25 protein-coding genes are annotated in these 23291 nt (G+C 38.2%); all 25 read right to left on the bottom strand.

Annotated elements, in window-relative coordinates:
- Window positions 1–12: 12 nt before the first annotated feature.
- The gene (locus CLO1100_RS06775; RefSeq protein ID WP_014313013.1) at window positions 13–1845 is read right to left on the bottom strand and encodes an ATP-binding protein; all 1833 of its coding nucleotides are present in this window, start codon (window positions 1843–1845) and stop codon (window positions 13–15) included.
- A 2-nt stretch (window positions 1846–1847) separates the two neighbouring features.
- Entirely contained in the window at window positions 1848–2591 is a 744-nt protein-coding gene (locus tag CLO1100_RS06770; protein WP_014313012.1) for a hypothetical protein, read from the bottom strand.
- A 77-nt stretch (window positions 2592–2668) separates the two neighbouring features.
- Window positions 2669–2911 (bottom strand): AbrB/MazE/SpoVT family DNA-binding domain-containing protein, encoded by a 243-nt coding sequence (locus CLO1100_RS06765; RefSeq protein ID WP_014313011.1) that lies wholly within the window; start codon window positions 2909–2911, stop codon window positions 2669–2671.
- A gap of 28 nt (window positions 2912–2939) precedes the next feature.
- The gene (locus CLO1100_RS06760; protein ID WP_014313010.1) at window positions 2940–8213 is read right to left on the bottom strand and encodes a hypothetical protein; all 5274 of its coding nucleotides are present in this window, start codon (window positions 8211–8213) and stop codon (window positions 2940–2942) included.
- A gap of 20 nt (window positions 8214–8233) precedes the next feature.
- The gene (locus tag CLO1100_RS06755) at window positions 8234–9676 is read right to left on the bottom strand and encodes an S-layer homology domain-containing protein (RefSeq protein WP_014313009.1); all 1443 of its coding nucleotides are present in this window, start codon (window positions 9674–9676) and stop codon (window positions 8234–8236) included.
- A 181-nt stretch (window positions 9677–9857) separates the two neighbouring features.
- The gene (locus tag CLO1100_RS20995) at window positions 9858–9965 is read right to left on the bottom strand and encodes a putative holin-like toxin (RefSeq protein ID WP_014313008.1); all 108 of its coding nucleotides are present in this window, start codon (window positions 9963–9965) and stop codon (window positions 9858–9860) included.
- A 214-nt stretch (window positions 9966–10179) separates the two neighbouring features.
- Window positions 10180–10671 carry a hypothetical protein gene (locus CLO1100_RS06750; protein ID WP_014313007.1) on the bottom strand — a complete coding sequence of 164 codons (492 nt, stop codon included), beginning with the start codon at window positions 10669–10671 and terminating at the stop codon, window positions 10180–10182.
- Entirely contained in the window at window positions 10668–11084 is a 417-nt protein-coding gene (locus CLO1100_RS06745) for a hypothetical protein (protein ID WP_014313006.1), read from the bottom strand. Before CLO1100_RS06745 ends, CLO1100_RS06750 begins: the two co-directional genes overlap by 4 nt.
- A gap of 76 nt (window positions 11085–11160) precedes the next feature.
- On the bottom strand, window positions 11161–11319 hold the full coding sequence (locus CLO1100_RS20720; RefSeq protein ID WP_014313005.1) for a hypothetical protein: 159 nt from the start codon (window positions 11317–11319) through the stop codon (window positions 11161–11163).
- Between the two features lie 14 nt (window positions 11320–11333).
- Window positions 11334–11501, bottom strand: a complete 168-nt coding sequence (locus CLO1100_RS20715; RefSeq protein WP_014313004.1) for a hypothetical protein — start codon at window positions 11499–11501, stop codon at window positions 11334–11336.
- A 148-nt stretch (window positions 11502–11649) separates the two neighbouring features.
- Window positions 11650–12534, bottom strand: a complete 885-nt coding sequence (locus CLO1100_RS06740; protein WP_014313003.1) for a hypothetical protein — start codon at window positions 12532–12534, stop codon at window positions 11650–11652.
- Window positions 12535–12550: 16 nt separating this feature from the next.
- Window positions 12551–13522 (bottom strand): hypothetical protein, encoded by a 972-nt coding sequence (locus CLO1100_RS06735; RefSeq protein ID WP_014313002.1) that lies wholly within the window; start codon window positions 13520–13522, stop codon window positions 12551–12553.
- Window positions 13519–15006: an ATPase gene (locus CLO1100_RS06730; protein ID WP_014313001.1), complete on the bottom strand. Its 1488-nt coding sequence runs from the start codon at window positions 15004–15006 to the stop codon at window positions 13519–13521. Before CLO1100_RS06730 ends, CLO1100_RS06735 begins: the two co-directional genes overlap by 4 nt.
- 4 nt (window positions 15007–15010) lie before the next feature.
- Window positions 15011–16177, bottom strand: a complete 1167-nt coding sequence (locus CLO1100_RS06725; protein ID WP_014313000.1) for a hypothetical protein — start codon at window positions 16175–16177, stop codon at window positions 15011–15013.
- A gap of 13 nt (window positions 16178–16190) precedes the next feature.
- Complete coding sequence (locus CLO1100_RS06720) at window positions 16191–16871, bottom strand: hypothetical protein (RefSeq protein WP_014312999.1); 681 nt, start codon at window positions 16869–16871, stop codon at window positions 16191–16193.
- A gap of 7 nt (window positions 16872–16878) precedes the next feature.
- The gene (locus CLO1100_RS06715) at window positions 16879–18066 is read right to left on the bottom strand and encodes a hypothetical protein (RefSeq protein WP_014312998.1); all 1188 of its coding nucleotides are present in this window, start codon (window positions 18064–18066) and stop codon (window positions 16879–16881) included.
- Window positions 18063–18407, bottom strand: a complete 345-nt coding sequence (locus CLO1100_RS06710; protein ID WP_014312997.1) for a hypothetical protein — start codon at window positions 18405–18407, stop codon at window positions 18063–18065. The genes CLO1100_RS06715 and CLO1100_RS06710 overlap by 4 nt, the downstream gene beginning before the upstream one ends.
- Entirely contained in the window at window positions 18404–18637 is a 234-nt protein-coding gene (locus CLO1100_RS06705) for a hypothetical protein (protein WP_014312996.1), read from the bottom strand. The genes CLO1100_RS06710 and CLO1100_RS06705 overlap by 4 nt, the downstream gene beginning before the upstream one ends.
- Before the next feature lie 12 nt (window positions 18638–18649).
- The gene (locus CLO1100_RS06700; RefSeq protein ID WP_014312995.1) at window positions 18650–19543 is read right to left on the bottom strand and encodes a conjugal transfer protein TrbL family protein; all 894 of its coding nucleotides are present in this window, start codon (window positions 19541–19543) and stop codon (window positions 18650–18652) included.
- A gap of 42 nt (window positions 19544–19585) precedes the next feature.
- Window positions 19586–19981, bottom strand: coding sequence for a hypothetical protein (locus CLO1100_RS06695; protein ID WP_014312994.1), 396 nt, complete (start codon window positions 19979–19981; stop codon window positions 19586–19588).
- On the bottom strand, window positions 19965–20927 hold the full coding sequence (locus tag CLO1100_RS06690) for a topoisomerase C-terminal repeat-containing protein (RefSeq protein WP_041700187.1): 963 nt from the start codon (window positions 20925–20927) through the stop codon (window positions 19965–19967). Before CLO1100_RS06690 ends, CLO1100_RS06695 begins: the two co-directional genes overlap by 17 nt.
- A gap of 216 nt (window positions 20928–21143) precedes the next feature.
- A complete protein-coding gene (locus tag CLO1100_RS06685) occupies window positions 21144–21356 on the bottom strand; it encodes a hypothetical protein (protein ID WP_014312993.1) in 213 nt (70 codons plus the stop codon).
- A 142-nt stretch (window positions 21357–21498) separates the two neighbouring features.
- Entirely contained in the window at window positions 21499–21837 is a 339-nt protein-coding gene (locus tag CLO1100_RS06680; protein ID WP_014312992.1) for a hypothetical protein, read from the bottom strand.
- Window positions 21838–22113: 276 nt separating this feature from the next.
- Window positions 22114–22272, bottom strand: a complete 159-nt coding sequence (locus CLO1100_RS20710) for a hypothetical protein (RefSeq protein ID WP_187288911.1) — start codon at window positions 22270–22272, stop codon at window positions 22114–22116.
- A gap of 289 nt (window positions 22273–22561) precedes the next feature.
- Complete coding sequence (locus tag CLO1100_RS06675) at window positions 22562–23275, bottom strand: FRG domain-containing protein (RefSeq protein WP_014312991.1); 714 nt, start codon at window positions 23273–23275, stop codon at window positions 22562–22564.
- Window positions 23276–23291 lie beyond the last annotated feature (16 nt).

The raw sequence follows: 23291 nt of genomic DNA, 5'->3' as shown, positions 1-23291 counted from the left end.
TATAGCTCACCTCTACTTTCCTCCCGCTTTCCCGAAATATTTCATCTTATATTCCGGCAAATCAAATTCTATCTGAAGGCGTTTTGAGCCAATGATTAGTAGTGCTACTTTTCTTCGCTTGGCTGCCAAAAGTTCTTCTTCGGCCTCCGTAAGTTTGTATAGTTCCTTGGTTTCCTGAAGGTTTTTACCGTCGGTTCCCATCAAGATTTTTATGCAGGGTATATCAAGCAATGCCTGACCATACATTTTGACACTTGGGTCAAGAAAATCTACTACTGAATGTGAGATTATTGCAATGGCTGCTTCGTACTTTCTGGCTCTTTTTACGGCATTTCTAAGGAATATCAGTGACTGCGGCACTCTGTGGTCAATCATCAGATAGGCTTCATCTGAAATCAGAAGGACTCTTTCGTCCCTGTCTCTGGTCATTTGTTCCCAGGCCCATTGAAGGATTGTAAAATATTGAGTACTTTTTATATTGTCCGATGTATCCTGAAGATCATGTGTATCCAAGCATACGCATCTGGTTTGGGTACTTATGCTTGTGTGTCCGTTCCATAGGAATTGATCAGATCCAAAAATAAGGTCATGCAAAAGTAATGATATATCTACGTATAAAGATTTCAGATTTGGGTCTAGCTCCCTGGTTTTTTTCTCTTCGATGATTTCATTCAGATCAGTGAATATAGGATAATCTTCATTTTTGAGATTGGTTACGTCTGTATCCCAGGTTATTCCGAATTTTTCGTACATTTCAATAAGACACATTTTTATCAGTGCCATATGCTTGTCGGTAAATGAAGGTTTGTATAGTTTAAAGAATATCTCCAGGCTTTTCATATGAAGGGCCAACGCACCCATGCCATTTCCTTCATCCTTGTATAGCCTTTCGCCGTCTTCATCCTCATCGTCTTTGGGAACCAGCTTTATCTGCAACGGATTTATCCTCCCTTTGATGCCCCCGCCGCAGTTGAGCCAGTCACCCTGCAGGTTTCGTGTAAGTTCCTTATACTCTGATTCCGGATCAATAATGATTATCTTAGTTCCACGCATATACTCTGCCATGATAATATGTTTTATAGCAGTACTTTTGCCGACTCCGCCGACACCCATTATTACCATGTTTGAATTGGTTCTATCGCCTCCACGCATCCACGGGTCTACAACAACCAATCCCCCTGATGCATCCTTTGCAAAATAATACCCTCGACCATCATTGAGTCCTGTAGATGCAAATGGAAAGCCACCTATGAAACTGGATAGAGGCAGTATTCTTTGAGTAATCTGCTCTATCTTTTCGTTAGATGTATAAAAAGGTGATAATTGCTTGAAGCTCTCCTTCTGGAGACTGGACAAAAGCCTACCTTTACACTTGGCAACGGCTATTGCACTCTCTACCTTCTGACATGCCTTTTTGAGAAGCTTCTCATCCCGTGTCAGCGGTGCCACAAGCAAACTCATAGCACCTATTTTCTCACCATGCTGGTCTACCTGTATCATCATTTTTTCAGCATCGTCAGCAGCACGTTTTGCCCTAGAGGCTGTTAAGGCATCTTTTGCACTTTCGGCTTCACCACGTTTTTGTTTTATTGTATTTGACAGACTTTCCAGAAAAATAGAATCATCAACGGGTGTAAATGTAATACTGGCTACTGTTGAGGGTATATTGGTGAGTTTTGACAGCCAGCCGTAGTCAGCAGACTGAGGGTATTTGACTATCCCGTATACCCTCCCCATGCTTTCACCTACAGTTATTGTATTCTTCTTAAATTCCATACCAATAGGCGTAATGCTATTTAATAATGCTCCATTTACGGGTATTTCTTCAGTATTTTTTCTTGACATAATTATTCCTCCTTCGCTGCAGCTGCCAGACTTTCAATAATCGGCATGGAAGCTCTGACATCTGTATTTTCTATGTGAACGTATGCTGGATTGGTAATAAGGTTTGATAGACGGATTATATCTTCCTCAATCAGGATTTCTCCGTTTATGTTTGAAGATGTAAAATATCCTAATAGCGTGAAACATCTCTTTTGAAGTTCGTTTTCCACTCCTTCTGAATACTTGTCCCATATCTTTATATAGAACTGCCTTTCAACAACTTCACCGGACAATGCATAGTTGCTCATGGCCTGCATTTCACTTTTTAATATTTCTTTCTGTACCGGATCATTGGTATCCGAAAGCAACTCACTGTATTCCTTCACCAGAGGTGAGATATCAACGGGTCTGCTTAATGCAAGGAAACCAAATCTATCAGTCTCAGCAGAAAGTTCCGCTGTAAGCTGCCTGGTCAATGTCCTTTTTTCTCTTCTAGACAGCAAATCCGGAGATATGGGGTATATCCTGATATATGAAAATACAAACCCATCTCTGGTATACAAATACTTGTCCGTAATGTCCCTGACATTGACAAACTCTTGTGCAGTGATTTCTTCCATTGTTTTATTCTTGGAAGCTTTTGCACCTTTGTTAATGCTTACCGGTGAATTATTCTTCGTTTTCACATTACCCTTGTTTATTACATACAGTGCTATAACACCGCCTATTACAGCTAATATGGGGAAAATAATTGTTATTAAATCCATTTTTAAACCACCTCTCGTTTTGATATAAAATTAGGTGACAGAATTATTAACTCTGCCACCAAAAAAACAACCTGTTATTATTTTGTTTTTAAATCCTGCCTGCACTCTCCACATATGTACTTACCCTTGTATACCGTAAGATTTTTGACATTGTTGCAAAATAGGCACCCGGGAGAGTATTTTTTTAATAGTATCATATCCTCATCTGTAAAAATTTCTAAAGAATCTTTTTCGCTAATAGAAAATATTTGTCTTGTCTCTTTAGGTATTACTACCCTTCCAAGTTCATCAACCCTTCTTACTATTCCTGTAGATTTCATGCTAACAGTCCTCCTTTTCATAATTAACTTAAAATGCCATCCTGATTCTCCAATAGTCATCATTCACTACGTAGGTTTTTACAGTGTCTGTTTTGATTGTGCCATTACTATAAGTTACCGTAAAAACGAAGGTAGCATATGTACCTTTCCATCGGTCTTTCTTCATATCCTCGTTCCACATTTCACCCTTAAAAGTATTGGTAGTTTGGCTGGCCAGTGAAACCGGGCCGTAGCTTCTTTCTAATATTTTTACCTTTACATTTGATACTGTAACAGTACTTCCTGAATTGATGTCTGTTGTAACTGCACTTAACACATACTTTTCATCATTAAAAAATGCATCATTTCCATATGTGGCTTTTCCCTTGTCGGCAAGATGTTTGTTATATTTGTCCCAGTTGGTTTTCCATGTAGGTGTGTGATTTACACATCCCTTTATTGTAAGCCCATGTACTGTAAAAGTCGTTGTATCCTCATCCTGCGCAAAGTACTGGTCTGTTGTGGTAATGCTTATTGTGTATGTGCCCGTTTCGGTTAGCTTGGGTGTTTTCATTGTAAATGTTTTCTTTTCTCCGTTTGTTACTATAGAGACATTTTCTGCTGAATATACAACCTCTGAACCTTTTTTCACTGTTACTTTTGAGGTTAGCACCTGTTCCGGGTCCGGGTCTGTTACTTCAAATGTCATTGAAACACTATCGCCTTCGTAAATGAACTGCGGTGATATTTTCAGTATATTTACCTCCGGAGGTCGGTTTCTGCTAACTTTGTATGTAACATATTTTGTTTCCGCCTTACCACTGGGATTGATGGAAGTAAACTGTGCGGTATATGTTCCGTCAGGCACAGTGTCGGGAACCGTGTAATTTACCGCCCAGCTTTTTATATTTCCATCCGGTGTTGGTGTCATATTCAAAGTATAGGACTGATAAGGAGTACCATATTGCATATTAACCCTTGTTACATAGGGGTATCTGGTAGTTGTAGCATAGATTTTTGTCTGAACATTTGTATTTAGTGTCTTTCCTCCAAGAGCAGGCACCAAATTAATAGGAGTAAACACATTAACTGAAAACGTCTTGGGTGTTTCAGCTCCGGTTAGCTTATCTCTGGCAGTAATCGTAAAAGTTCTTATTCCGTCCGGGTAGATATCCGGAATCTGTAGAATCTGGTTTTTCCAATTAATATCCTGCCCTGCTTGTGTACCCGTAACACCTTCTTGATAGTTAACTGTCTTTGTTGAGGGTAAATCTAAAACTGTCGGGGTCAGATTTATTTCAAGCTGAACGGGATTGGGCTGCCTTGTCCAAAGGTTATACCCTTCAATGTATTCTGACGCCGGGATGCTTTTCAGAGTGAACGCAGAATCATAAGCTCTAGCTGAAGCAGTAAACTGAGGTTTATCATCCAAGGTAAAATGATAAGTCCAGGGATCAGACCAGGCACCCTCCATGTCCTTTACGTAATAAATTACGTCATACGAGCCATATGTGAGCGTATCAGGTATAAAGTATTGCCATTCTCCACTGTCCTTGCGAAACATTATTTTTCTTTCTACAATACCCTTGTCCGTATCTGCCCGTGATATGTTATGGTCAAGGTCGTAGGATTTATCTATCCAGATTGTTTTACATGCTCCTGTTTGAGAATCATATTTCCAATCAAGTACGGCATCTGCAATAGGCCTTCTGTGTATATATATGTCAACCTCTGTAGCTCCGCTGTAATATGAGTAATTCTCTCCATTTGCACCGGAAGGCTTGTCTTTTACTCTTCTGTATATCTGGTACTTTCCTACATTGGAAAATGAATTTTTTATAACGTCTTTCCATCCTGTATCGGAGTTGAAATCAGTTTGGGTATCGGGTTCCTGTCCTGTAGGGTTGTCAAAATAGTCCTTATCCTGTACATACTGCATTTCGCCTGATATGATCTCATCATTTTCAAGGTCATCTTCGCCGACATTCAGAGTAAACTGTTGATTCTGAAGAAGATATATCTGTTCAATCTCCGGCGTTTCCTCTGAAATGTATTCCAGAGCTTCATTCAAAATCTCCTGAACTGTCTTGTCTGTTGCATCTATAAATTTTGCACAGTCCGGATATTGCTTCTGTATGTCGTATGTTCCTGCCAGAATAACCTTTGCATCGGTCTTTGCTGCAGCTGAATTGAAGTCTGAAAGTTCTGATATATTACCATCACTTATATATAGAATGTATTTACTGCTATTCCCTCGCCACGTATCAGTGTAAGGCTGACGTACATATTTATAAATAGTACCGCTGTAGTATCCCATGTAATTGGCAACCCACTGCATATTGGGAACCCAGTACGAAACTGTTCTTGATGCGGTTCCCGAATATCCCGACCATGATCTTGTCCAGTTAAAATATCCTTCTCCATGAGTAGGGCTTATGGGATGTCCACAAGGAGTACTTGTGTATACATAGTTTTGAATAGACATACTACCTGTATAGCCTTCCCCATCACTGTAGGAAATGCTCGATGATGGGGTTGAACCACCATACCCATGTCCGGAAGAATAACCACCACCGGAACTTATAGTCTTGGTTTCCATCCGAGTTTCATAATGGCCAAAATCATGATACCCACCATTATCTGTTACACTTGTCCTTTGCAGCTTTCCAGAGTAACCGGCACTGGTATATGGGATTTCATTTGTAGGATAGCTTGTTCCGGTATTGCTTGATATACTTGCCGGAGTAGAATATTCATAAGTTTTCATGTCCCATATATTAATGTTGGGAATTATATTCCTGCCCAGCAAAGCATTTTCCATTGCCACTTGGTTGCTCGTAATGTATTCGTATTTATCCTGTGCTAATTCCTTATCCCTCATGATATACAAATCTACGTTAGGCCTTGCAATAGGGGCATCAACATATATATCTGAAAGTGGTTGATAGTTATCTACCCAAAAATCACATTCCAGACTTGCTGACTTTTTATCCGATTCGGTAACATACTGACATAGTGTATCCTGTCCATTTACTCCAATAAACTCATCCTGGGCAAATATAAAGAATTTATAGTATCCGAGCTGTGTTGGAGAATATTTGGGGAAATCACCAAGACCATTCCATTTCTGAATCAATGTGTCAACACTGCCGTTGTTGTCGTTGTCATACCACAGTTCTATCTTGGCAGCAGTAACTCTGTCTCCGTCTGTACTGTTGACGTCATAGTGCCAGGCACTTATTTGATCATTTCTTGTTACTACGCTGTCAGCTAGGTTCAGCTCTATATTCGGAGCAATGTCCTCAAGTACTTGGAATTCTACCGTATATTGGTCAGACCATTTTCCCAGAGTGTTCTTGCACTCAAGAGTCAAGGAATAAGAACCGGGTTCTTTATATTGCAGTTGCTTTCGTAAGTCGCTATCTGTACCTTTGTACAGGTGAGTAGTGTCGCCACCGTAAGACCATCTGTATTCAACTATTGGATATTTGTCCAGGACCAGTTGTATGTTCCCGTCAACGGAGGTATTTTCAACATTTATTATCCGGTTCTGTTTCCAAGAGTTTGATGAAAGCTTAAATTGTGCAATTGGCTTTGTTGGGTATACATATACATAATCCGTTGATACATATTCGACCACGGCAGCACTCAATATCTCCTGCTTTTTTTCTTCCGGTATCCCGGTTAATACAATCTTGCTTTTATCAAGATTGTATCTGCAGATAACCTCGGCGAAGTATCCGTTTTTATCAGATGTGGTCGGAAATGTGTAAGAGCCTGAAAAGAATTTGTCATAGTCAACGGCTTCACCATTAATATATAGCTCGGTACTTTTAACAGCTGACATATCGGTACTGTCTGTTGCATCCCGGAATGGAACCCCGTCAAATGCAGTTTCTCCTATGTGATTACGAATTTGAAGTGTAGGTATATCAATTACTAAGGATTCTTTTTTTACCAGTGCCTTAAAATTGTTTGTAAGAAACTTGTTATTACCTTCTGCCTTTTGAGAGTGTGTATCCTTATATGCAACTTTTGCAGTAGCTTCCACTACCAATTGATATTTGTCTCCTGACTTTGGCAGTTTTTTTATGTCTGCTACAGTTATATCTATTGTAATAGTTGCGGTACCTTGGTTATCAGCTGCACTCTTTGGTACTACTGTAACTGATTTCTTTTCCTCATCAGTCAGCTGCAGGCCTGCGATTTTATCAATGTTTAAATCCCAGTTTTTTATATCCTGTCTCGTATAAAATGCACTTCTGGTAACAGAATCCTTATAATACTCATCATCTTCCAAAACTCCTTGAACTTTGAATTGAAGCCGTACCCTTTGACTGTCTTGTTCTCCGCTTTCAGGTATACTTGGCAAGGAAGAAGCGAGTGTTACGTAGCACTTTACCGGTAAATCATACTTGTTATTTTTCAGTATTGGTATTGAAAACGTCTGATACCAGATAGAGCCAGTCGGCCTTACGTGCCACATCTTTCCGCTACCGGAATACTGGATTGTCGGAGCAGACTGTACATACAGGTATTGATAAACATTTGGGTCATAGTGTCCATTCCCGTCCGGTATTCCGGAAAACTTATTTACTGAATTAAAGGTATTGTACATCCAGTCTTTTAGCTTTTGTACTGTCTGATGATTATAATGCAGTGAATCATTATATGCTGCATTGTTATATGTACTCGTACTAGCCGTAAGCCTTTTGTTTACTTCATTTTTATCACTCCAAGGCTCCTTTATCCAATTACGCTCTCTGAAGGTAGTTACTGTTGCTACATTTATCATCCACATATTGCTGAATACTTCGCCATTTGCATCAAAGCCCAGATACTTCCACTCTCCCCTATTCGTTTTACATTTGTCTCCATGGGTTTCGGGGTTCTGCTCCTTTCCCTTGCAGGAGATTCCCTCAGGCTTTAAGAAGTAACCACCGTCATATTCAATTTCAGGCATTTTATTATCTAAATCATTATGTAGCTGATAGCCGCATTTAAAATAGTTTCCTGGAACACTTTTGTAGTTACCATATACTACAAGGTTTTTTTGTGTGAACAGCCTGTAGTTGAGATAATATGTATTAGTACCCTTTTTTATTGAAAATGGTACCGCACCTTCTCTGGGAAGTGTAGGCAACTGATTATTCTTTTTATAGCTGTCGTATATAGTCTTGTCAAAAAACTCCATACCACCCTTTTCATATTTCAGAGATGTATAGCTTCCTGCTGCATCTATCTTGAAAATCGTAGGAAAAAAAGCAATAAAAAAAGCTGTACACATTATCATGCACAGCATTTTAACTAATCTGTTATTCAATTAAATCACCTTCTCGAATTTTAATTTAACTTTAGCATTGTATCCTTTGTAATGAACCCTTTAGCCCAAACCTGAAACGAAAAAACATTACCACTGTCACCGTTACCACCAACCACAGAAATTTGTCTTCCATTAATTAAATAAATTTGATGTTTCCAATCGATGTCATTCAAGGCATACCCCAAGTATTGGTCATGTATTTTCTTTGCTTGCTCGTACTCGTTCCCAAACCAGAGTTTAAGTAGTTCATAGCTGTATTTCTTTAAGTCCTTGTTATATTTATCAACCTCGTAGCTTGTGATATCGTACAACCAACCGTTACAGTTATCATATAAACTCCGATCCTGTCCTTTCTTATTTTGAAGTTTCTCAACGGCTATTCCAACATAGTTCTGCGGTAAAATTAATCCGTTGAAGTTATAGTTCATATACTTTTTAAAGTGATCCTCACCATTAAAATAGTTTACTGCAAAGCTTTTGTATTTCTCACTGAAAGTAAAGTCTATCTTTCCTCCTGTTATCATGTTACGGTTGTTGTACATTGTTTGTGCTGTTTCCCATATCTCCATCATTGGAAACATTCCTTTATAGAGGGTGTATTCCTTGTTTTCGTAGAAGCCTGCGGATTCATTGTCATATGCACCGTTGTTGGCATTGCTGTTTGTCCATTTAAAGCTTTCATCGGCTGAAGGAACGCTTTCTACCCTTACTTTCTTATCCAGAAGCTTTATTATTATGACAGATGCTTCGGCTCTGGTAAGAGTACCCTTGGGATTGAATCTGTTGTTACTGCCTGTTAAAAGCCCTACACGGTAGCAGTCTATTACATCCTGTAGATAGTTGCCTGTGATAGTAGGGTAATCTGTCATTTTAAGCTTCTGGTAGCCTGCATATACATTGTCAAATAAACCTTTGTTACCCTTGGATGGGTATGGGTCGCTTCCCTTTACAAAATAGTCCTTTGGAACAGTTTCATATTTTCCTATTGTTCTTCTTGCAAGACTTGCTGCAAGCTCACGGGTAATAGGTTTTGTATAATCTGAAATTTCGCCTTTTGCCAAAATACCCTCTTTTAGGGCAATATCAACGAAGGGCTTGTAATACGGAACTCCTTCAGGTACTTCCGGTCGATAGCCTATTGCTCTTACGAGCATTAAAATGTACTGTCCCCCCAGTAGCTTTTCATCAGGTCTGAAGCTTCCGTCCGGAAAGCCTGATATTATTTCAAGTGCAGATATTTTTGATATGAAATTCCTGCCCCAGTGACTTTTAATGTCTGTATACTTAACCAGTTCAGTATCAAGGCTTGCTTGTGTCAGTCCATTGTATTTGTCAAACAGAGGCTTCATGCGCATTGCTGTTGTTGTGTCTGCTGTACTATCAGCCAGGGCCGGAAAAACTCCAAGAAGTATAAATGAAAATACTAAGATAACTGATAAAGCTTTTCTTAGGTTGTTTTTCATACGCTCTATTCTCCTTTATAAATGTAAAATACTTGAATTAAAGATTAGTTTTACGGTTTACTTTTTAATCAAACTTGGTATAATATAATTAAGGTGATTGAATGTCCACAAGATGTGGCAGTCACTCTACATTATAAACAGATTATTAATCTAATCACTCTGTAGTGCGAATACAGGGTGATTATTTTTTTCGCTCGTATAACTTGATTATTGCAATAATCAAGGAGAGCAACGATATGAGAAACATTGAGAACATTATCATTAGCGATACTGCTTCATAAGTATTCATACCATGCCACCTCCTTTCTCTTTTGTAAGAGATTCAGAGATGACTACCACCCTGTTTACATCCAACCACCTTAAACTTGGCGATTGATTTTATTTACTTTACATCTATATTTTACCATAAAAATCTTCTGAAATCAAGTATTTTCAAGTGTTTCAGGGATTTTTCCCATTTTATTTCAGTATCCCCGGAACTGATTTTTTGCATGTTTTTTTATTTACCACCCCACAATCTCATGTGCAGCACTTCGGATATTTACTGTATCATCTATAATTCCTGCCATAGTGTATCTGGCTTTTCCGGCATTTATTGTAACCACAACCGAAGGTCGCAGAATCTCAAACTTAAAACCCGTTTCCGAATCGGTAAAGCTTTTGGGATATGTTGTGTTGGAATCGTCAAAGAAGTATGCTTTGTATGTAATTTGTTCCTGCCAATAGCTTCCTTCCACCGGATTTAGGTTTTCATCGGTTTTTAGCATTGATTTTAATACTGCTTTTATGGCCTTATGTCCCTCTGTCTGATTAAATACTATATTTCCCTCATTTTCAGCCTGACTATCTGTAAACAGTGCTGCTGCCACCGATGCTTCTTCAGCTACTGTCCTCAACTGGTTATAGTGCATATGGTTCAGGTTGTAGTCGTGGCAGAAAAGCCACACTATCAAACCAAAAAAGAAGGCTGCTATACCGAAAAGAAATGCTTTCATGGTGCCAACACCTCACTTAACACAAACCCTGCTCTTTTGGCATTAGTCTGATTTTCGCTCTCTGATATTCCCCAATATGCCGGAACTGCAACTATTTTTCTTATTTGAATCCGGATATCGTAGTTTATTGCCTCCCTTTCATCAAATTCATTTGTCCTGTATTTCATGGTTGTTGTTACGTTAATATATATATCTCCATCAGAAAGATCATGAAATTCTTTCATCAAGTCTGATTTAAGCTTATCTATTGTTGTTTGTTTAAAATACCCGTCCAATCTTGCTGTTTGTGCTGCAACATATACTATGTCTGAGAACCTTTGGACTCTTCGCTCATTGGATATTTCCAGTACTGATTGCAATGGAAATACTATCAGTAAAACTACGATAGCCAAGCCAGCTAAAAAATTCTTCATACCTCACACTCCAATACATAAATAACAGGGGTATGTAACAAAACGTTTATTGCATACCCCTGTTTTATGCAGATAATTATGGAACCAATTCCTCATGCATTTGTTTAACTGTATATTTCATCACATTACCTGTTTCCGATTTTAGGGATTTAGTAGTATTTCCCGGCCCCAGAATCATTGTAAAAAGAAATGCCCCCAGTATAACTCCTGCCATGGTAGCTAAAAACTCTTTCATGTCGTCTCATCCCCTTACGGTGACACCTTGACCTTATTTGCCATTTCAATTGTCACATTATCAAAAATATTTTTTGATTTACCGGCCAGACTCGAATTGTCGTTTCCGCCTGTTCCCCATATTAATACGAAAAACAGTGCTCCTATAAGTACTCCAGCCAGTAATGTTAAAAAATCCTTCATTATTGAAGATCTCCTTTCCAAATTGCAAATTATTTTGCTACAAAGTATATTGATACTGCTATTGCTCCACCTACAAAACCTAATAAAAACTTTATAATTGTTGCTTTCCTTTTATCCAAGTATGTTCACCTCCTTTGGCCTGCACAGCTTAGAAAGATACCTTCTGGAGCATGGGAATAGTATCAATTCCAACCGCCACGGCAAGAAAATTTATTAAAATAGCAATTCCTGATAGCATAGCAATCACGAATACTACATTACCCTGATGTTCACGTACTTTTTTAACTGCTGTTTTACGTTTGTCTTCCACCTGATTCTGATATAAATCAATCTGTGATATGAATTCTTCCGGTGGAATATAATCAAGTTTTCCTATAAGTCCGGCTATAGACCTGGCTGCCTCTGTTCCTATAGAGCTTTGAAAATACTCCTGTCCTTCCTTGTACCTTCCTTCGTACCAATAAGCTAACATTCTCATGAAATATGGCCTAGTCGTTTTTGTATACTTTGTAATTTCACCTATTAAATACTCTGAGGAAAGTGCTTTTTCTGGCATTGAAATAACCATATTCTTTAGCTGACTAAGAACTCTGAATATCTCAACATCGCATTTTTCTCTTTTTCTTTTGTTCATCAAATCACATAACATTGAAAATGGACTTCTGAAACTTAAAAACTTCAGGCTTGGTCTTGATACAACTAAGGTTATTATCCATAGAAAAATATGAATGTTTACTCCTAATCCCCTGTTCAACCGGATATACGTTGTATAGGCAAGCCAGAGTACAAGCAATGAATAACGGATTAGCTGATAAGAAAAAGCAGACAGTTTAATTCCTGCCTGCTTCAGTACTCTATCAGTCTCTTCACTTTCAAACTCTTTTTTATACCATTTGGTGATCCTATCAAGACTTCTCCGGGTTACGTCTCTTGAAAACCTGAATCCTGCACTTTCATAGCTGAAGGATCTCTTATATATTGCAGCTCCAAAAAAGAACACTATTAGAATCACTATATAAGGAAGTATTATCACTATATATTCCCTCCCTTCATATGTCGTATTTGGGCTTTGTAATCATTCTGAGAGCTATAAAGCTCACTATAATACCCATAAACGATATAATCCCTGTACGCAGGCCCACTGGATTTAAAAACTGATATTCAAAGTATTTTTTCAATGTAAAACCGAATGTGCTTATTGAAAACAAAATTCCTCCGATGTATAGAGGAATTAATAAAAATTTTATTGCAAATGCATCAGTATTATATCTTTTGCTTACTTCCACCTGTTCACTGCTGTCCTTCAACTTTTTCAATATATCTTCAAGTCCGCTGCTGACGGCAATTCCTTTATGGATTGCCATTTTGATATTCAGCCCCAGCAGCACAGCCCATTCGGTATTGTATGCGAATACAAAGCGTTCGATTGCTTTGTCCAAGTCCTCCTCCGAATAATATGCCTTTAAAGCCAGAGACAGTCTGAACAGATTCTTTCTTGAGTAACTCCCTATATCCTCCCGGACAGCACAGTTTTCTATGGCATTTATCATATTGAAATAATGCTGCTTATATTCGTTTGTAATACTTGGCACCAGTACATTTGCATCATAGGAACCTTCAATTTGTACTGACCTGAGCTTTAGTCGCAGCAGCACATAGGGCGAAGCAGATATTATTATTGCAATACCAAGACTTATAATAAAGTTGAACAGCTTTAATGCAGTCAGGAAACTGAAAATAAATAATGAAACGCTCCCTATCATAAAGGAATAAGTCCCTAAGTCAGATATTCCTTTTGATAAGGTCGCAGTCAAAACCTTGTATATATGACTGAATATTATTCCCTGACTTTTCTTTTTAGTAGCACTGACGGTTTTCTCCAATTGCCTATAACGCTGTACTTCTTTGAACATATTTACTATTGAAGTACCAAAGATAAACCAGAGTCCGGCAGCAAGAAGTCCAACACAACCCCATGGTACAATGTGTTGTAGTAAAATCCCGATTATATTGGGTTTCATTTCGCACGTTCACCTTCTTTGCTAGCTACCTTTGAATAAGTAGGCTTTATTACCTTGTCAGGCATTGGATACTTTTTGGTAAGTGACTTCAACGTGTTTTGATATACTTCAAGTGCTTTTGGATTTTCAAACTCGCCAAGCTCCATAACCTTCTTCCCAACACTGTAATTAAAGCACCAGCTGTCTGTATCTTTATAATATTCACAAATTTTGTGATAGCTTATTATATTGGCTTCAGTATCGTAACGGATTTCATATATGGATTTAAGTCTTTTTTGTGACCTTTTACCCGGCAGCTGAACCATTTCAAAGAGAAAGTTAAAGCTGTTTGCCACTCTTACCATCTGGTAGTCAATGTTACCTCCAAACACTCCTTGAATCTTGTTGGCTATGTCATAGCAGAAATCTTCCGGATTTGACAGGTGAGCAGTTATCTTCAAGCGGTTTGTTCCTTTATTGGCTGCCTCAACCGCAATGTATGCAGTGTAGCCATCCCTGACTTCCTGAACTACCAGGTAGTCTGCATCTGATTTCAATATTTCCGATGATAACTCAAAGAGCTCCTTTCCTCCTGCAATCAACGGCATGATAGGAGCCTTTGGCATTACTTCATGTATCCGAATTTCAGGATCGGTTTGTATTAGTACTCCTTCCAGTTCCGGATCTTCATATAACTGCCAGGTTAACAGCATGGTTGATTTACCTGAACGAACAGGGCCGATAAACGCTACTTTAACACCGCATTTCACAAGTGCTTCCAGTGCCGGTACCAATTCGATAGGTATAGTACCTCGCCTGGCCTGCTCTTCAAAGGTCAGAACCTTTACTACATACTTTCTGAATACCATAACGGACTGACTGTCAATAACCCTTTTTCCGGTATAAACGGTAACACGCTCTCCTGAATACATATAAAGCTCTGAATAGTTTTCATTGGCTCTTTTGGTTTCATCACTGAGCATAAAAGCCTGTCTTAACTGTTCAAACCTTTTTTTGCTTATTCTCTGCTCTTTTAGTACCTGTTTACCGTCTATAAAGAAATATATCCTGTCACCTATTATCTTTGCCGACGAGCTTTCCGGCATGTCCATCCACTCCGCAATACCGGCTATACCCCAATTTTCATGAAATATTGCATCCACCAGGTTTTTATACCATGAAGGATATCCTTCATTTTCAAGCCTGTTGGCTTTTAAATATTCCCTGATTCTATCTTTCAGGTAATTTACTTCTGTGGGTTTGCCAAGTATAGCATTTCTGTGTCTTTCTAAAAGTAACTTCTGGTTATTCTGGTTCTGCTCTCTGATCCATTCGTCATCAATGTGTTTTTTGATTCTGGAACAAAGTAAAAGGAACCTTGAATTGTTATCTAAAGCTTCGTATCCCAAACTCCTTTTTCTCCTATTACGGGACCTGCTCAGTAGTTCTTCCAAGTCGAATTCCTTCATTTTGGTGTAGTCGGGATTCTGTATAACATTACTCATTTATTCACCCCCTGTTAAATATACTTTTCGCCTTTTGTTTTTGCTGCAGCTTGTATTCAATCTGTAATGCCATCACGTTTGTAAGCTTGTCCAGCTGTCTATCATATTGTTTTCTTAATCCTCTGAGTGATTTATTCTGAATGTCAGTTAGGTAGGATGCATTTGGAATATATGGCAGCGACACCGCAAAAACCATGTCATAATCTTTTGTAACGTTTGTACCTAAACCATCACTCTGCTTGTTTACTATCAGTAAAATATTATTGGGTGTATCCCGTTTCTCGGCATTGCTTTTTCTCTCGGTGATACCGTATTCATCCAACGCTTGCTGTTTAATTATTCTATGGTTATCCAAGTTTGACTGCTGGGGTGTTGTTACCATGTACCTGTTGGGTGTGGAATTCAATGCACCGAAGTACAGTTCATTATGGGGATACCAGCCTGCGTCTACTATTACTGCATCAAAGATTTTGGATGCCATGTTTATTACGTACTCAATGTGGTCTGTTTTGTAGTATTTAAAATCAATCAGTGTTTTACATGGAGGAAGAATGTACAGGTTTTTAAGTTCTCTGCTTTTTACCATGGATTCCATTAATTCATCCTTTGACAATATTTTATTAAAAACCTTTGACCGTATACTGTCCATTCCCTTGCCTTCACAGTTTTCAACATATGAATATGACAAATGGCCGGACATATTCAGAAATGCGATGTTTCCTTCACTCTGCTCTGCCATGTTCTCGGCAATACTCAATGCAGTCAAGGTTGTTCCGACCTTAGAATCAGCTCCAAATAGTACTACTACATTATTGGTTTTTCTTTCCTGAAGGTTTATTATTTCACAGAAACGTAATAGCAGCTGACTTTCAGTAAGCTTAGGAGGTAGTATGCTTATTCCGTGGGATTTTAAAAGAGCAGTCAATGAGGAATAACCCGATTGATTGCCCTTTGCCGAACTTAGCAGATACGTTATTTTCTTTGCCCTGATGCCCCTTTCTACACTTTGTATCAGCTCATTTATGTTGTATAGCCTATCTGAAACTACAAGGTAATCATATTCTATTTTTTCATCAAGGCTGGATGCAATGTTTACTTCATCAAATAGTTTTGAATTTGAAAATACATTGTATAAGTCAATATCATTGGTTATTAATGTTACTGTATTCATTTTTCTCTCCCTTCTATCTGTAAACAACTATTAGTTTTTTTCCGCTTAGCACACTGTTTTCCAGTACCTGTGTATCCTGTCGGGTACATATTATCTCTATTGCAGACACTTGGGATGTTCCGTCAAGTCGTTCATTTCCGTTTGTGTCTGTAACTTCCCTGTTGGTACTGTCTTTTACATATACTACTGTGGTATCAAATATTGATTCCTGTTTGCCTTTGGTCAGCATAGCTGCAATGTCCTCATTGGTATTTAACTTGTTATCAATTTTGCTGTCTATTTCATATATGCTGATTTTGTCTCCACGCCGTATTGATGACGGAATTGAATATACCCAAGTAGGCGGAAGTTTGAATACAAATTCATTTTCCTTGAGTATCAGGCTGTTATTTGAAAATGTCTGCTTTACGATTTGTCCGTTAGCAGGAATAAACTGCTCTGCTATCCGACCATCCAGCAAATTGATTTGATTTGGCTTTATTGCTCCTGTAACTGCTGATTCAAGGCTTATTTTCTGAGGTTTGAAATAGTCCTGTGCGTTGTTGATTACAGTACCCTTTGGTATATCCTTTTGGGCCACAAGCAGGGATACTGATTGAACCTCGGTTTGTCCGTAAGTAACCCATAAATATGTTGCAATTAGTGCTATAAACATAATAGCTATTCCTATAATTCCTTTTAATTTCTGTCTCATTTCTTGTTTATACCCCCCTTATTCTTGGCAGTAATCTGAATATCCTATACTGCCTCTGCTGTTTTTTCTCTTTTGGAACCGCTATATCCGGAATAAGTGTCTGTATTAGAAGGTCTGTATCCATATCTCTACTGAAGCACTTGATGCCGTTCAAATATTTTTCTGCCTTGTTTTCTTCTCCGTCAGTGAGAAAGCACAACTCCTCATATGCCTTGCCGCAAAGTCCTTCAAATACTTCGCTTCCGGGTGTAAAGAATTTTAACTTTTCCAGCTGCCAAGGGGCTGTAAATGCCATCCCCAGTTTTACATCAGCCTTTATAAATTCCTTCAGTAATACCCGGTTTATTGAATCCTCCTGATTACTGTCTAGACTCCCGTTTGAATTGATTTTGAACAGGCATCCATAATCAGTAACGGTTATGTTAAATCCTGACCTATAAAGTTCATATAAAGCATCTCCAAGCTCTTCCGGTTTTTTCAAAGCCCTGTAGTCACAGTTTGATATCGGCTTTGCGAACTGCAATGAATCTGACCCGTCAACCTCTATTACGGCTGTCTTTCCGTACAGTGACAGGTACTTGCCCAACCGGACTGCCATAGAGGTACTTCCACAGCCCGGGGAAACAGAAAAGGTTGCTATTTTAAGCAACCCTTTCACAACTGTAGGTCTGTCTACAATTACTTCTTTTTCTACTATTATTTTTTTCTCCACTACCTTCTCAACTATTTTTTCTTTAGGTGGTGGCTTCACCCTTAAAAGCTTGGTATTAACAGCTTGCTTCTGTTTCTTCGCTTCTTCAAGGTGTACCAGACGTTCATGCTCTGCCGTAAGTGTTTCAACCAAGCGATTTACAGGTATTTCTCCATTTTCATTTATGTATATGATATGCTTCAATCCAACCGCACTGAAGGCCCACGCTTCAAACTGCTCATCCTTTTCATTTTCATGGCAGAACCAGATTAATAATGTATTTGGAAGTATGGCTCTAATATTGTATAGAAGCTTTTTATGTGGTTCCTTTGGCCTTGCAGCAGCATGAATTAGTATTGCTTCTAGATCCTGACAACTGTTAATGTTGCTGACATTGTTCAAAAGGTCTTCCATGTTGTATACAATACTTATATCAAACTTATTCAGGAATTTATTTATTCCTGCCATTACTTCATTATTTTCAAATAAACCCGCTGTTTTCATTTATTATCCCACCTCCATTCGTCCAGTGATTTATAATAGAATTTTTTCTGTGAGCGAATATAGTTGTACAAATTTTTCGCCATATCAAGTGCTGAAAGATTTGTTACATCCTTTTGTACACACATTACACTTACAAAGATACCTAGGAGCAGCAAGATTACAAATACCGGCACATTGTTAAACACCAACAAAGCAAATAGTGCGTCCAACCCTCCTATAATCAATATCCCGATTATGGCTTGCCTTAATTCATTCTTGCCAAACCCTGTGTATATTTCCTTTTGTGTCTTCAAGCCTGCCGGTATATAAAAGGTATCTCTGTTTTCATCCTCTGAGCTCATATACTTCTACCTCCGTTATAATATGCCTCTGCTAATTGCTTTACGGCTTCTGTGAGAGATGCCATAATTGCAAACTTTATTGCGTTTTTAGCACGCTTTTTGAGCATGGCGGAATCGTCCTCATTGTAGTTAGATGCAATCAAGCAATAGGTAGCTCTAGCTGCTCCGCCGATTGCACACACCGGGGCAAGCCATATAGAAATTAACTTAACCAGGTTTACCGAATCCATCAATACTCCCCCCTATCCTCTTGTGACAACCCCTTTTGCCATTTGAAAAACCTTTGCTGTCTGATAAACTGAACCCGTATTAAATCCTCCTCCGCTTGGAACCATGAAATGTTGCAGGAACTTTGGAGTACCCAGTGCTGCCAATATTGCTGCTATCCCTATTATCGGGTGTCCGGTAAATACAATACTTAGTGCAAGCTGTGAAAGCCCTACCTGAACAACAATAGTAGCACAGCACTGTAACATTACCTGAGTCATTGCCTTGTACATGGCCCTATCCGAGTCCAGCAAACCAACACAGCCAATAGGGAATGCCATCCTTAATACGAACATTTCAAAACCACGTTTTACAAATTGTACATAAAGTATAATCAGCATAATTACCGCAACCAGACATCCAATTATATTAAACAAACCTGTTTCTAAAAGAGCACCGATATTTCCGTAAGAAAATTCAGATGTAACACCGCAAGCATTTTTTATTGCCGTGGAAAAACTACTTGTTATATCACATACATATCCGTATAGGACAGGGAAAGCCATTGCAATTGCTAATGCCTTAAAAAAGCTTGTGGTTAAAAGCAAAGGGTCTTCATCTGCATCCCCTTCTGTCCATAAAACGTATGCTTCAAACCCTTTTTTAAGGAATTTAAGTATAATCATAGCAACAGCCATACTAAGGCATAGCACCTGTATTTTTGATAATGCCGATGACAGTACATTAGCTGCTTGTAAAATAATTTCGGATGAAATAGATTCTGAAATTGCATCTTTCTCTAAAATTACCGGTATTGAATTTTCTATACGAAGTGTTATTTCAGCTAGTCCCGAAAACATACCTCCAAGCCATATTGCACCATGATTTATAACCGGTGTGAAAAGAAATTCAAGTATCTTATCCAACACACCACACCCTTTCTTTGATAATTCATTATTGATAAATATTCTTTATTCAATACCTGTTGTAATTGACTTACCATAGTAGGATGCGATTAGTACAATGAGTGTTCCAATGAGAACGGCACCAAGAGTTGATATGACAGTGGTCTTAATTCTGTCATTCCATTTTTTCTGATCCATTTCGTCTGCAGCACCCCTCCTGATGAAGAAGTACGCTCCCACTGCAGCTCCTGCAATTGGAGCCAGGATTATAAGGTATTTTCCTATGTCTGTAAAAAGATCCTTGGTTCCTTTTGCAAATATACTATCACCGAAACCTCCTGCCGATACTGGAAAGGTATTAATAAACGTAAAAACTGTAATTGCTAATATTAAATAGATTCTTCGTAGTCTATTGCTAATTTTATTTGGCTTACATTGTATCTTCCTAATTAGCATGTTCATTGGTACTTCTCCCTTCTTGAAGTGAATTGGTATTTGTTGAAATTGAAGACACCATTGAATACCATGTATCCAGTGCCTTTTTTAATTCCAGCGGAACTTCATAGATTACATATTCGTCATCATCAACCTCAAGTAACTCGGCAACATGAAATGATGCTTTAAACTGTCTGTAAACCGCCGGGTTTCTGGGAAGAAACACTCTAATTCTTTCGTCCAGTTCCTGATTCTCCACGTTCTTTTCAAGCCATGGAAATATACCGGTAGGAAACTTTCTTGAAACATTACCTCCTTCATTCTTCCGTCTCCTTTTTGGTGTGTGCACAGCTTCAAAAGCTCTGAACCCGCTAAGCTTCTCCCATGCGTAGGATATAAAATACTGCATTTCCTTGTCACGGGGCTTTGTCTCACGAAGTATGTAGTTGGAAAACTCCTCTGAGTTAACCTGAATACGCATAGTCTTCTCCGAAAAGTCAGGTATATAGAACTTGGCATAATCAGCAGCAACTACAATACCCATACACTCAGCTTCTCTCGTAGAACACAGCCCGAAATTAATCTTTTGAAAGTATCTTGGCATATCAAGACTTTCTATAGTCAGGTCAACTATTCCGGGTTGGCCCGATTCAACTCTCACACGTACCTCCTTCCTGTCAAGAGCCATATACCTGTTTGCTTCCTCATCAGCATCCTGATCCTGCCCGGCATTCTCAAAAACAAATTCTGTACGTGTGCCGTTTATAGTCAGTATTGCTTTAAACGGTTTGTTTTTCTTTGACCTGAAAGTCAACATTTCAGTACTACCCTGCTCCATAAGCTGCCTTAAATGTACCGGTGAAAGCAGCTTTCCGGAAGTTACCTTCCAGATTGTCATACCACAGTCACAGAACCACTTTTTATCATCTCCCTTCATTGGTTTTTTGCAGTTAATGCACAAAATTTCATCCATTTAGTCACTCTCCGTTCTTTTTATTTTTGTATATATAAAATCAGCCCGATTCGTATGAGAACCAAGGCTGATGATTTTGGTAACGAAAAAAGGGACAGAAAAAAACACCCGGTGGGGTGTTGTAAAATTTATCATATGTGTTTGATGTGTGAATTGGTTTGTAGTTATTTCTTTGTGTGAAAAAATCCACCTTCATAATATAGCCAGTATTTTTGCTCACCAATCATATTTTTCAATATCATCTGCAATCGCCTTATTATGTGTTATTACCTCAACTCGTTTAAGAAAATCTGAATTCTTTTTATAAAACCAAACATGAAGTCCTTCTTCTGATTGAACACTATACTGCCACATATATGGCATATACCCTTTTTCCTTCATAGCAGCTTTTAGTATATCCCATTTTTCCATATCTTCAATGATTTTCATATAGTCACCTGTCCTTTTCCTATATTATATCACAGAAAAAGAACAAATGTTCTAAGATATTATATTCAAATTTTGGCTAAAAGGGAATATGAAAAACGAAGTTCAGGATTAGCGAATATGCCGTAAAAGTTTAAATGAATATCTAATCTAGAACAAAGAAATCATCAAATACTTCACCTGAAAAATTAAAAAGCAAACTGTAATATCCGATATATCTGTTTCTATACTCTAACTTCAGAAACGCTTCGACGTATTCATGATTTTCATTATACTCATCATCGAAATTATCCCAATTTCTAATGTTTATTGTGATATTACTAAACCAAATTGTCAAAAGTTGAGTATCAAAATTGGGAAAACATTCATCATATTCTTTTGGTTCTTCTTTCTTATAGTTTTCTAAGCATTTCCAAAAGCCCTGAATAGTTCTTTCTCGTATATTATTATCAATAGTCCACTTCTTTAACTCATTACTATCCATTGATACCTCCAATTCAATTATTACTTAAAACTATATATGGAAGTTTAAAAGATTTCAATCCTTACCGTACTATTCAGTTTTCGTCGAACTTTTTCAATGGTGTTGTTAGCCTTTTGGGCACTCACTCGCTCATACCTCCATTGGAATACTTGAATAAAGCAGAGTCCCTTCCCTAATTGCAGTTTTGTTGTCTGCAATATTATGGGTACTATGAACTCCTCCGCCTCCCTCTTTGCAAGATATCAACTTCGCTTCATCAGCTTATATGATTCTTCTTTACAACAATGGCTGTGCAAAGTAGGGTCTCTCCAGTTCCGAAACCACACTTTTAATACATACCGTTTCCTCTGCACCGAGGGATTCTTCGATGGTGCTTTCCAAGTTCTTCCCATCTTCCATGGTCTTCGCCCATCTTACCAAGGCTCGACTTCTCATTTTACCTCTGTATACCAGAGACGTTTTTGACGATGCGGCAGAATTCACTTTATGTTACGGTCTGCATCTTCGCTCGCCCTGTTGGTTAGACAGATACTTTTTCCTCCCGCTCAGTACCTCACATTACTGTGACACACCGGGATTAGCTAACGGGCTTCTTGGCAACTACCCTTGCCAGACTTTCACTGGCAAGTGTGGTCCAGCTTCTCTGGACGCACGAAAGAAAAAACACCCGGGGAAGGGTGTTCTAGCGTTCTTTTAGTGGTTGTTCTTGATAAAGCATGCATATTTATTTATTTTCCAATATGTATCTGGATAAACCATCAAAATCAGGAAATATTGTATATTCATTAATACCTGAAAGTTTTAAAAAACTTTTCGCCTCTTTTATTGCATCTTTAGGAATAAATATCTGTTTAACACAATTATCAAAAATTTCATTGATTGACTTTCTATTTTCGAAATGTAAAGTAAACACGCCCTTTTGAGCAAATAACCTCTTGCTTTGCTTTATTGGAATTATTGCAATAGGATTAGTAAAGGAAGTTTCCTGTTCCTTTACAAAAGCACCCTCATATGTAAATTCGAAATCAATAGCAGGGTTATATATCTCGGAATTACCACAGGATTGATGGTTCATCTCAAAAGGATCAAGGATCCAGATGCAAGGATTTTTGGGGTTACCTTTGATTGCAAAATATAACGCAACTGCAAAATTTTCTGTCCAATCTAAGAGTCTTGTGGGTAATCCACAATGTCTCATTTCAAATAAGTAATCCCACCCTGTCATGATTTTATTCTCTAGTAAAGGTGCAGAGTAAGTTACAAAATCAAAGTAAATATTTGATTCGTTAACATTTGTTCCCTTTCTAAATAAACTTGGTTTTAATTCCCATATTCCATCGTTATGGCCCCTAAAAAACGGAATATCGCACCCTTTCTTATCTAAAGAATTTATTTCGTTTTCAATTGTATTAAGAAAGTCATTCCATGATCTTTTCATATTTTTTCCCTCTTTT

Source organism: Clostridium sp. BNL1100 (genome assembly GCF_000244875.1).
GTDB lineage: Bacteria > Bacillota > Clostridia > Acetivibrionales > DSM-1351 > Ruminiclostridium.
The sequence above is the reverse complement of the archived record's forward strand: the minus strand, read 5'-3'. Positions and strand labels throughout refer to the sequence as shown.

What these genes read in the sequence shown, in the direction of transcription:
- CLO1100_RS06775 (WP_014313013.1), bottom strand. Translation starts at nt 1,845, where the DNA reads ATGTCAAGAAAAAATACTGAAGAAATACCCGTAAATGGAGCATTATTA.
- CLO1100_RS06770 (WP_014313012.1), bottom strand. Translation starts at nt 2,591, where the DNA reads ATGGATTTAATAACAATTATTTTCCCCATATTAGCTGTAATAGGCGGT.
- CLO1100_RS06765 (WP_014313011.1), bottom strand. Translation starts at nt 2,911, where the DNA reads ATGAAATCTACAGGAATAGTAAGAAGGGTTGATGAACTTGGAAGGGTA.
- CLO1100_RS06755 (WP_014313009.1), bottom strand. Translation starts at nt 9,676, where the DNA reads ATGAAAAACAACCTAAGAAAAGCTTTATCAGTTATCTTAGTATTTTCA.
- CLO1100_RS20995 (WP_014313008.1), bottom strand. Translation starts at nt 9,965, where the DNA reads ATGAATACTTATGAAGCAGTATCGCTAATGATAATGTTCTCAATGTTT.
- CLO1100_RS06750 (WP_014313007.1), bottom strand. Translation starts at nt 10,671, where the DNA reads ATGAAAGCATTTCTTTTCGGTATAGCAGCCTTCTTTTTTGGTTTGATA.
- CLO1100_RS06745 (WP_014313006.1), bottom strand. Translation starts at nt 11,084, where the DNA reads ATGAAGAATTTTTTAGCTGGCTTGGCTATCGTAGTTTTACTGATAGTA.
- CLO1100_RS20720 (WP_014313005.1), bottom strand. Translation starts at nt 11,319, where the DNA reads ATGAAAGAGTTTTTAGCTACCATGGCAGGAGTTATACTGGGGGCATTT.
- CLO1100_RS20715 (WP_014313004.1), bottom strand. Translation starts at nt 11,501, where the DNA reads ATGAAGGATTTTTTAACATTACTGGCTGGAGTACTTATAGGAGCACTG.
- CLO1100_RS06735 (WP_014313002.1), bottom strand. Translation starts at nt 13,522, where the DNA reads ATGAAACCCAATATAATCGGGATTTTACTACAACACATTGTACCATGG.
- CLO1100_RS06730 (WP_014313001.1), bottom strand. Translation starts at nt 15,006, where the DNA reads ATGAGTAATGTTATACAGAATCCCGACTACACCAAAATGAAGGAATTC.
- CLO1100_RS06725 (WP_014313000.1), bottom strand. Translation starts at nt 16,177, where the DNA reads ATGAATACAGTAACATTAATAACCAATGATATTGACTTATACAATGTA.
- CLO1100_RS06720 (WP_014312999.1), bottom strand. Translation starts at nt 16,871, where the DNA reads ATGAGACAGAAATTAAAAGGAATTATAGGAATAGCTATTATGTTTATA.
- CLO1100_RS06715 (WP_014312998.1), bottom strand. Translation starts at nt 18,066, where the DNA reads ATGAAAACAGCGGGTTTATTTGAAAATAATGAAGTAATGGCAGGAATA.
- CLO1100_RS06710 (WP_014312997.1), bottom strand. Translation starts at nt 18,407, where the DNA reads ATGAGCTCAGAGGATGAAAACAGAGATACCTTTTATATACCGGCAGGC.
- CLO1100_RS06705 (WP_014312996.1), bottom strand. Translation starts at nt 18,637, where the DNA reads ATGGATTCGGTAAACCTGGTTAAGTTAATTTCTATATGGCTTGCCCCG.
- CLO1100_RS06695 (WP_014312994.1), bottom strand. Translation starts at nt 19,981, where the DNA reads ATGAACATGCTAATTAGGAAGATACAATGTAAGCCAAATAAAATTAGC.
- CLO1100_RS06690 (WP_041700187.1), bottom strand. Translation starts at nt 20,927, where the DNA reads ATGGATGAAATTTTGTGCATTAACTGCAAAAAACCAATGAAGGGAGAT.
- CLO1100_RS06685 (WP_014312993.1), bottom strand. Translation starts at nt 21,356, where the DNA reads ATGAAAATCATTGAAGATATGGAAAAATGGGATATACTAAAAGCTGCT.
- CLO1100_RS06680 (WP_014312992.1), bottom strand. Translation starts at nt 21,837, where the DNA reads ATGGATAGTAATGAGTTAAAGAAGTGGACTATTGATAATAATATACGA.
- CLO1100_RS20710 (WP_187288911.1), bottom strand. Translation starts at nt 22,272, where the DNA reads ATGAGAAGTCGAGCCTTGGTAAGATGGGCGAAGACCATGGAAGATGGG.
- CLO1100_RS06675 (WP_014312991.1), bottom strand. Translation starts at nt 23,275, where the DNA reads ATGAAAAGATCATGGAATGACTTTCTTAATACAATTGAAAACGAAATA.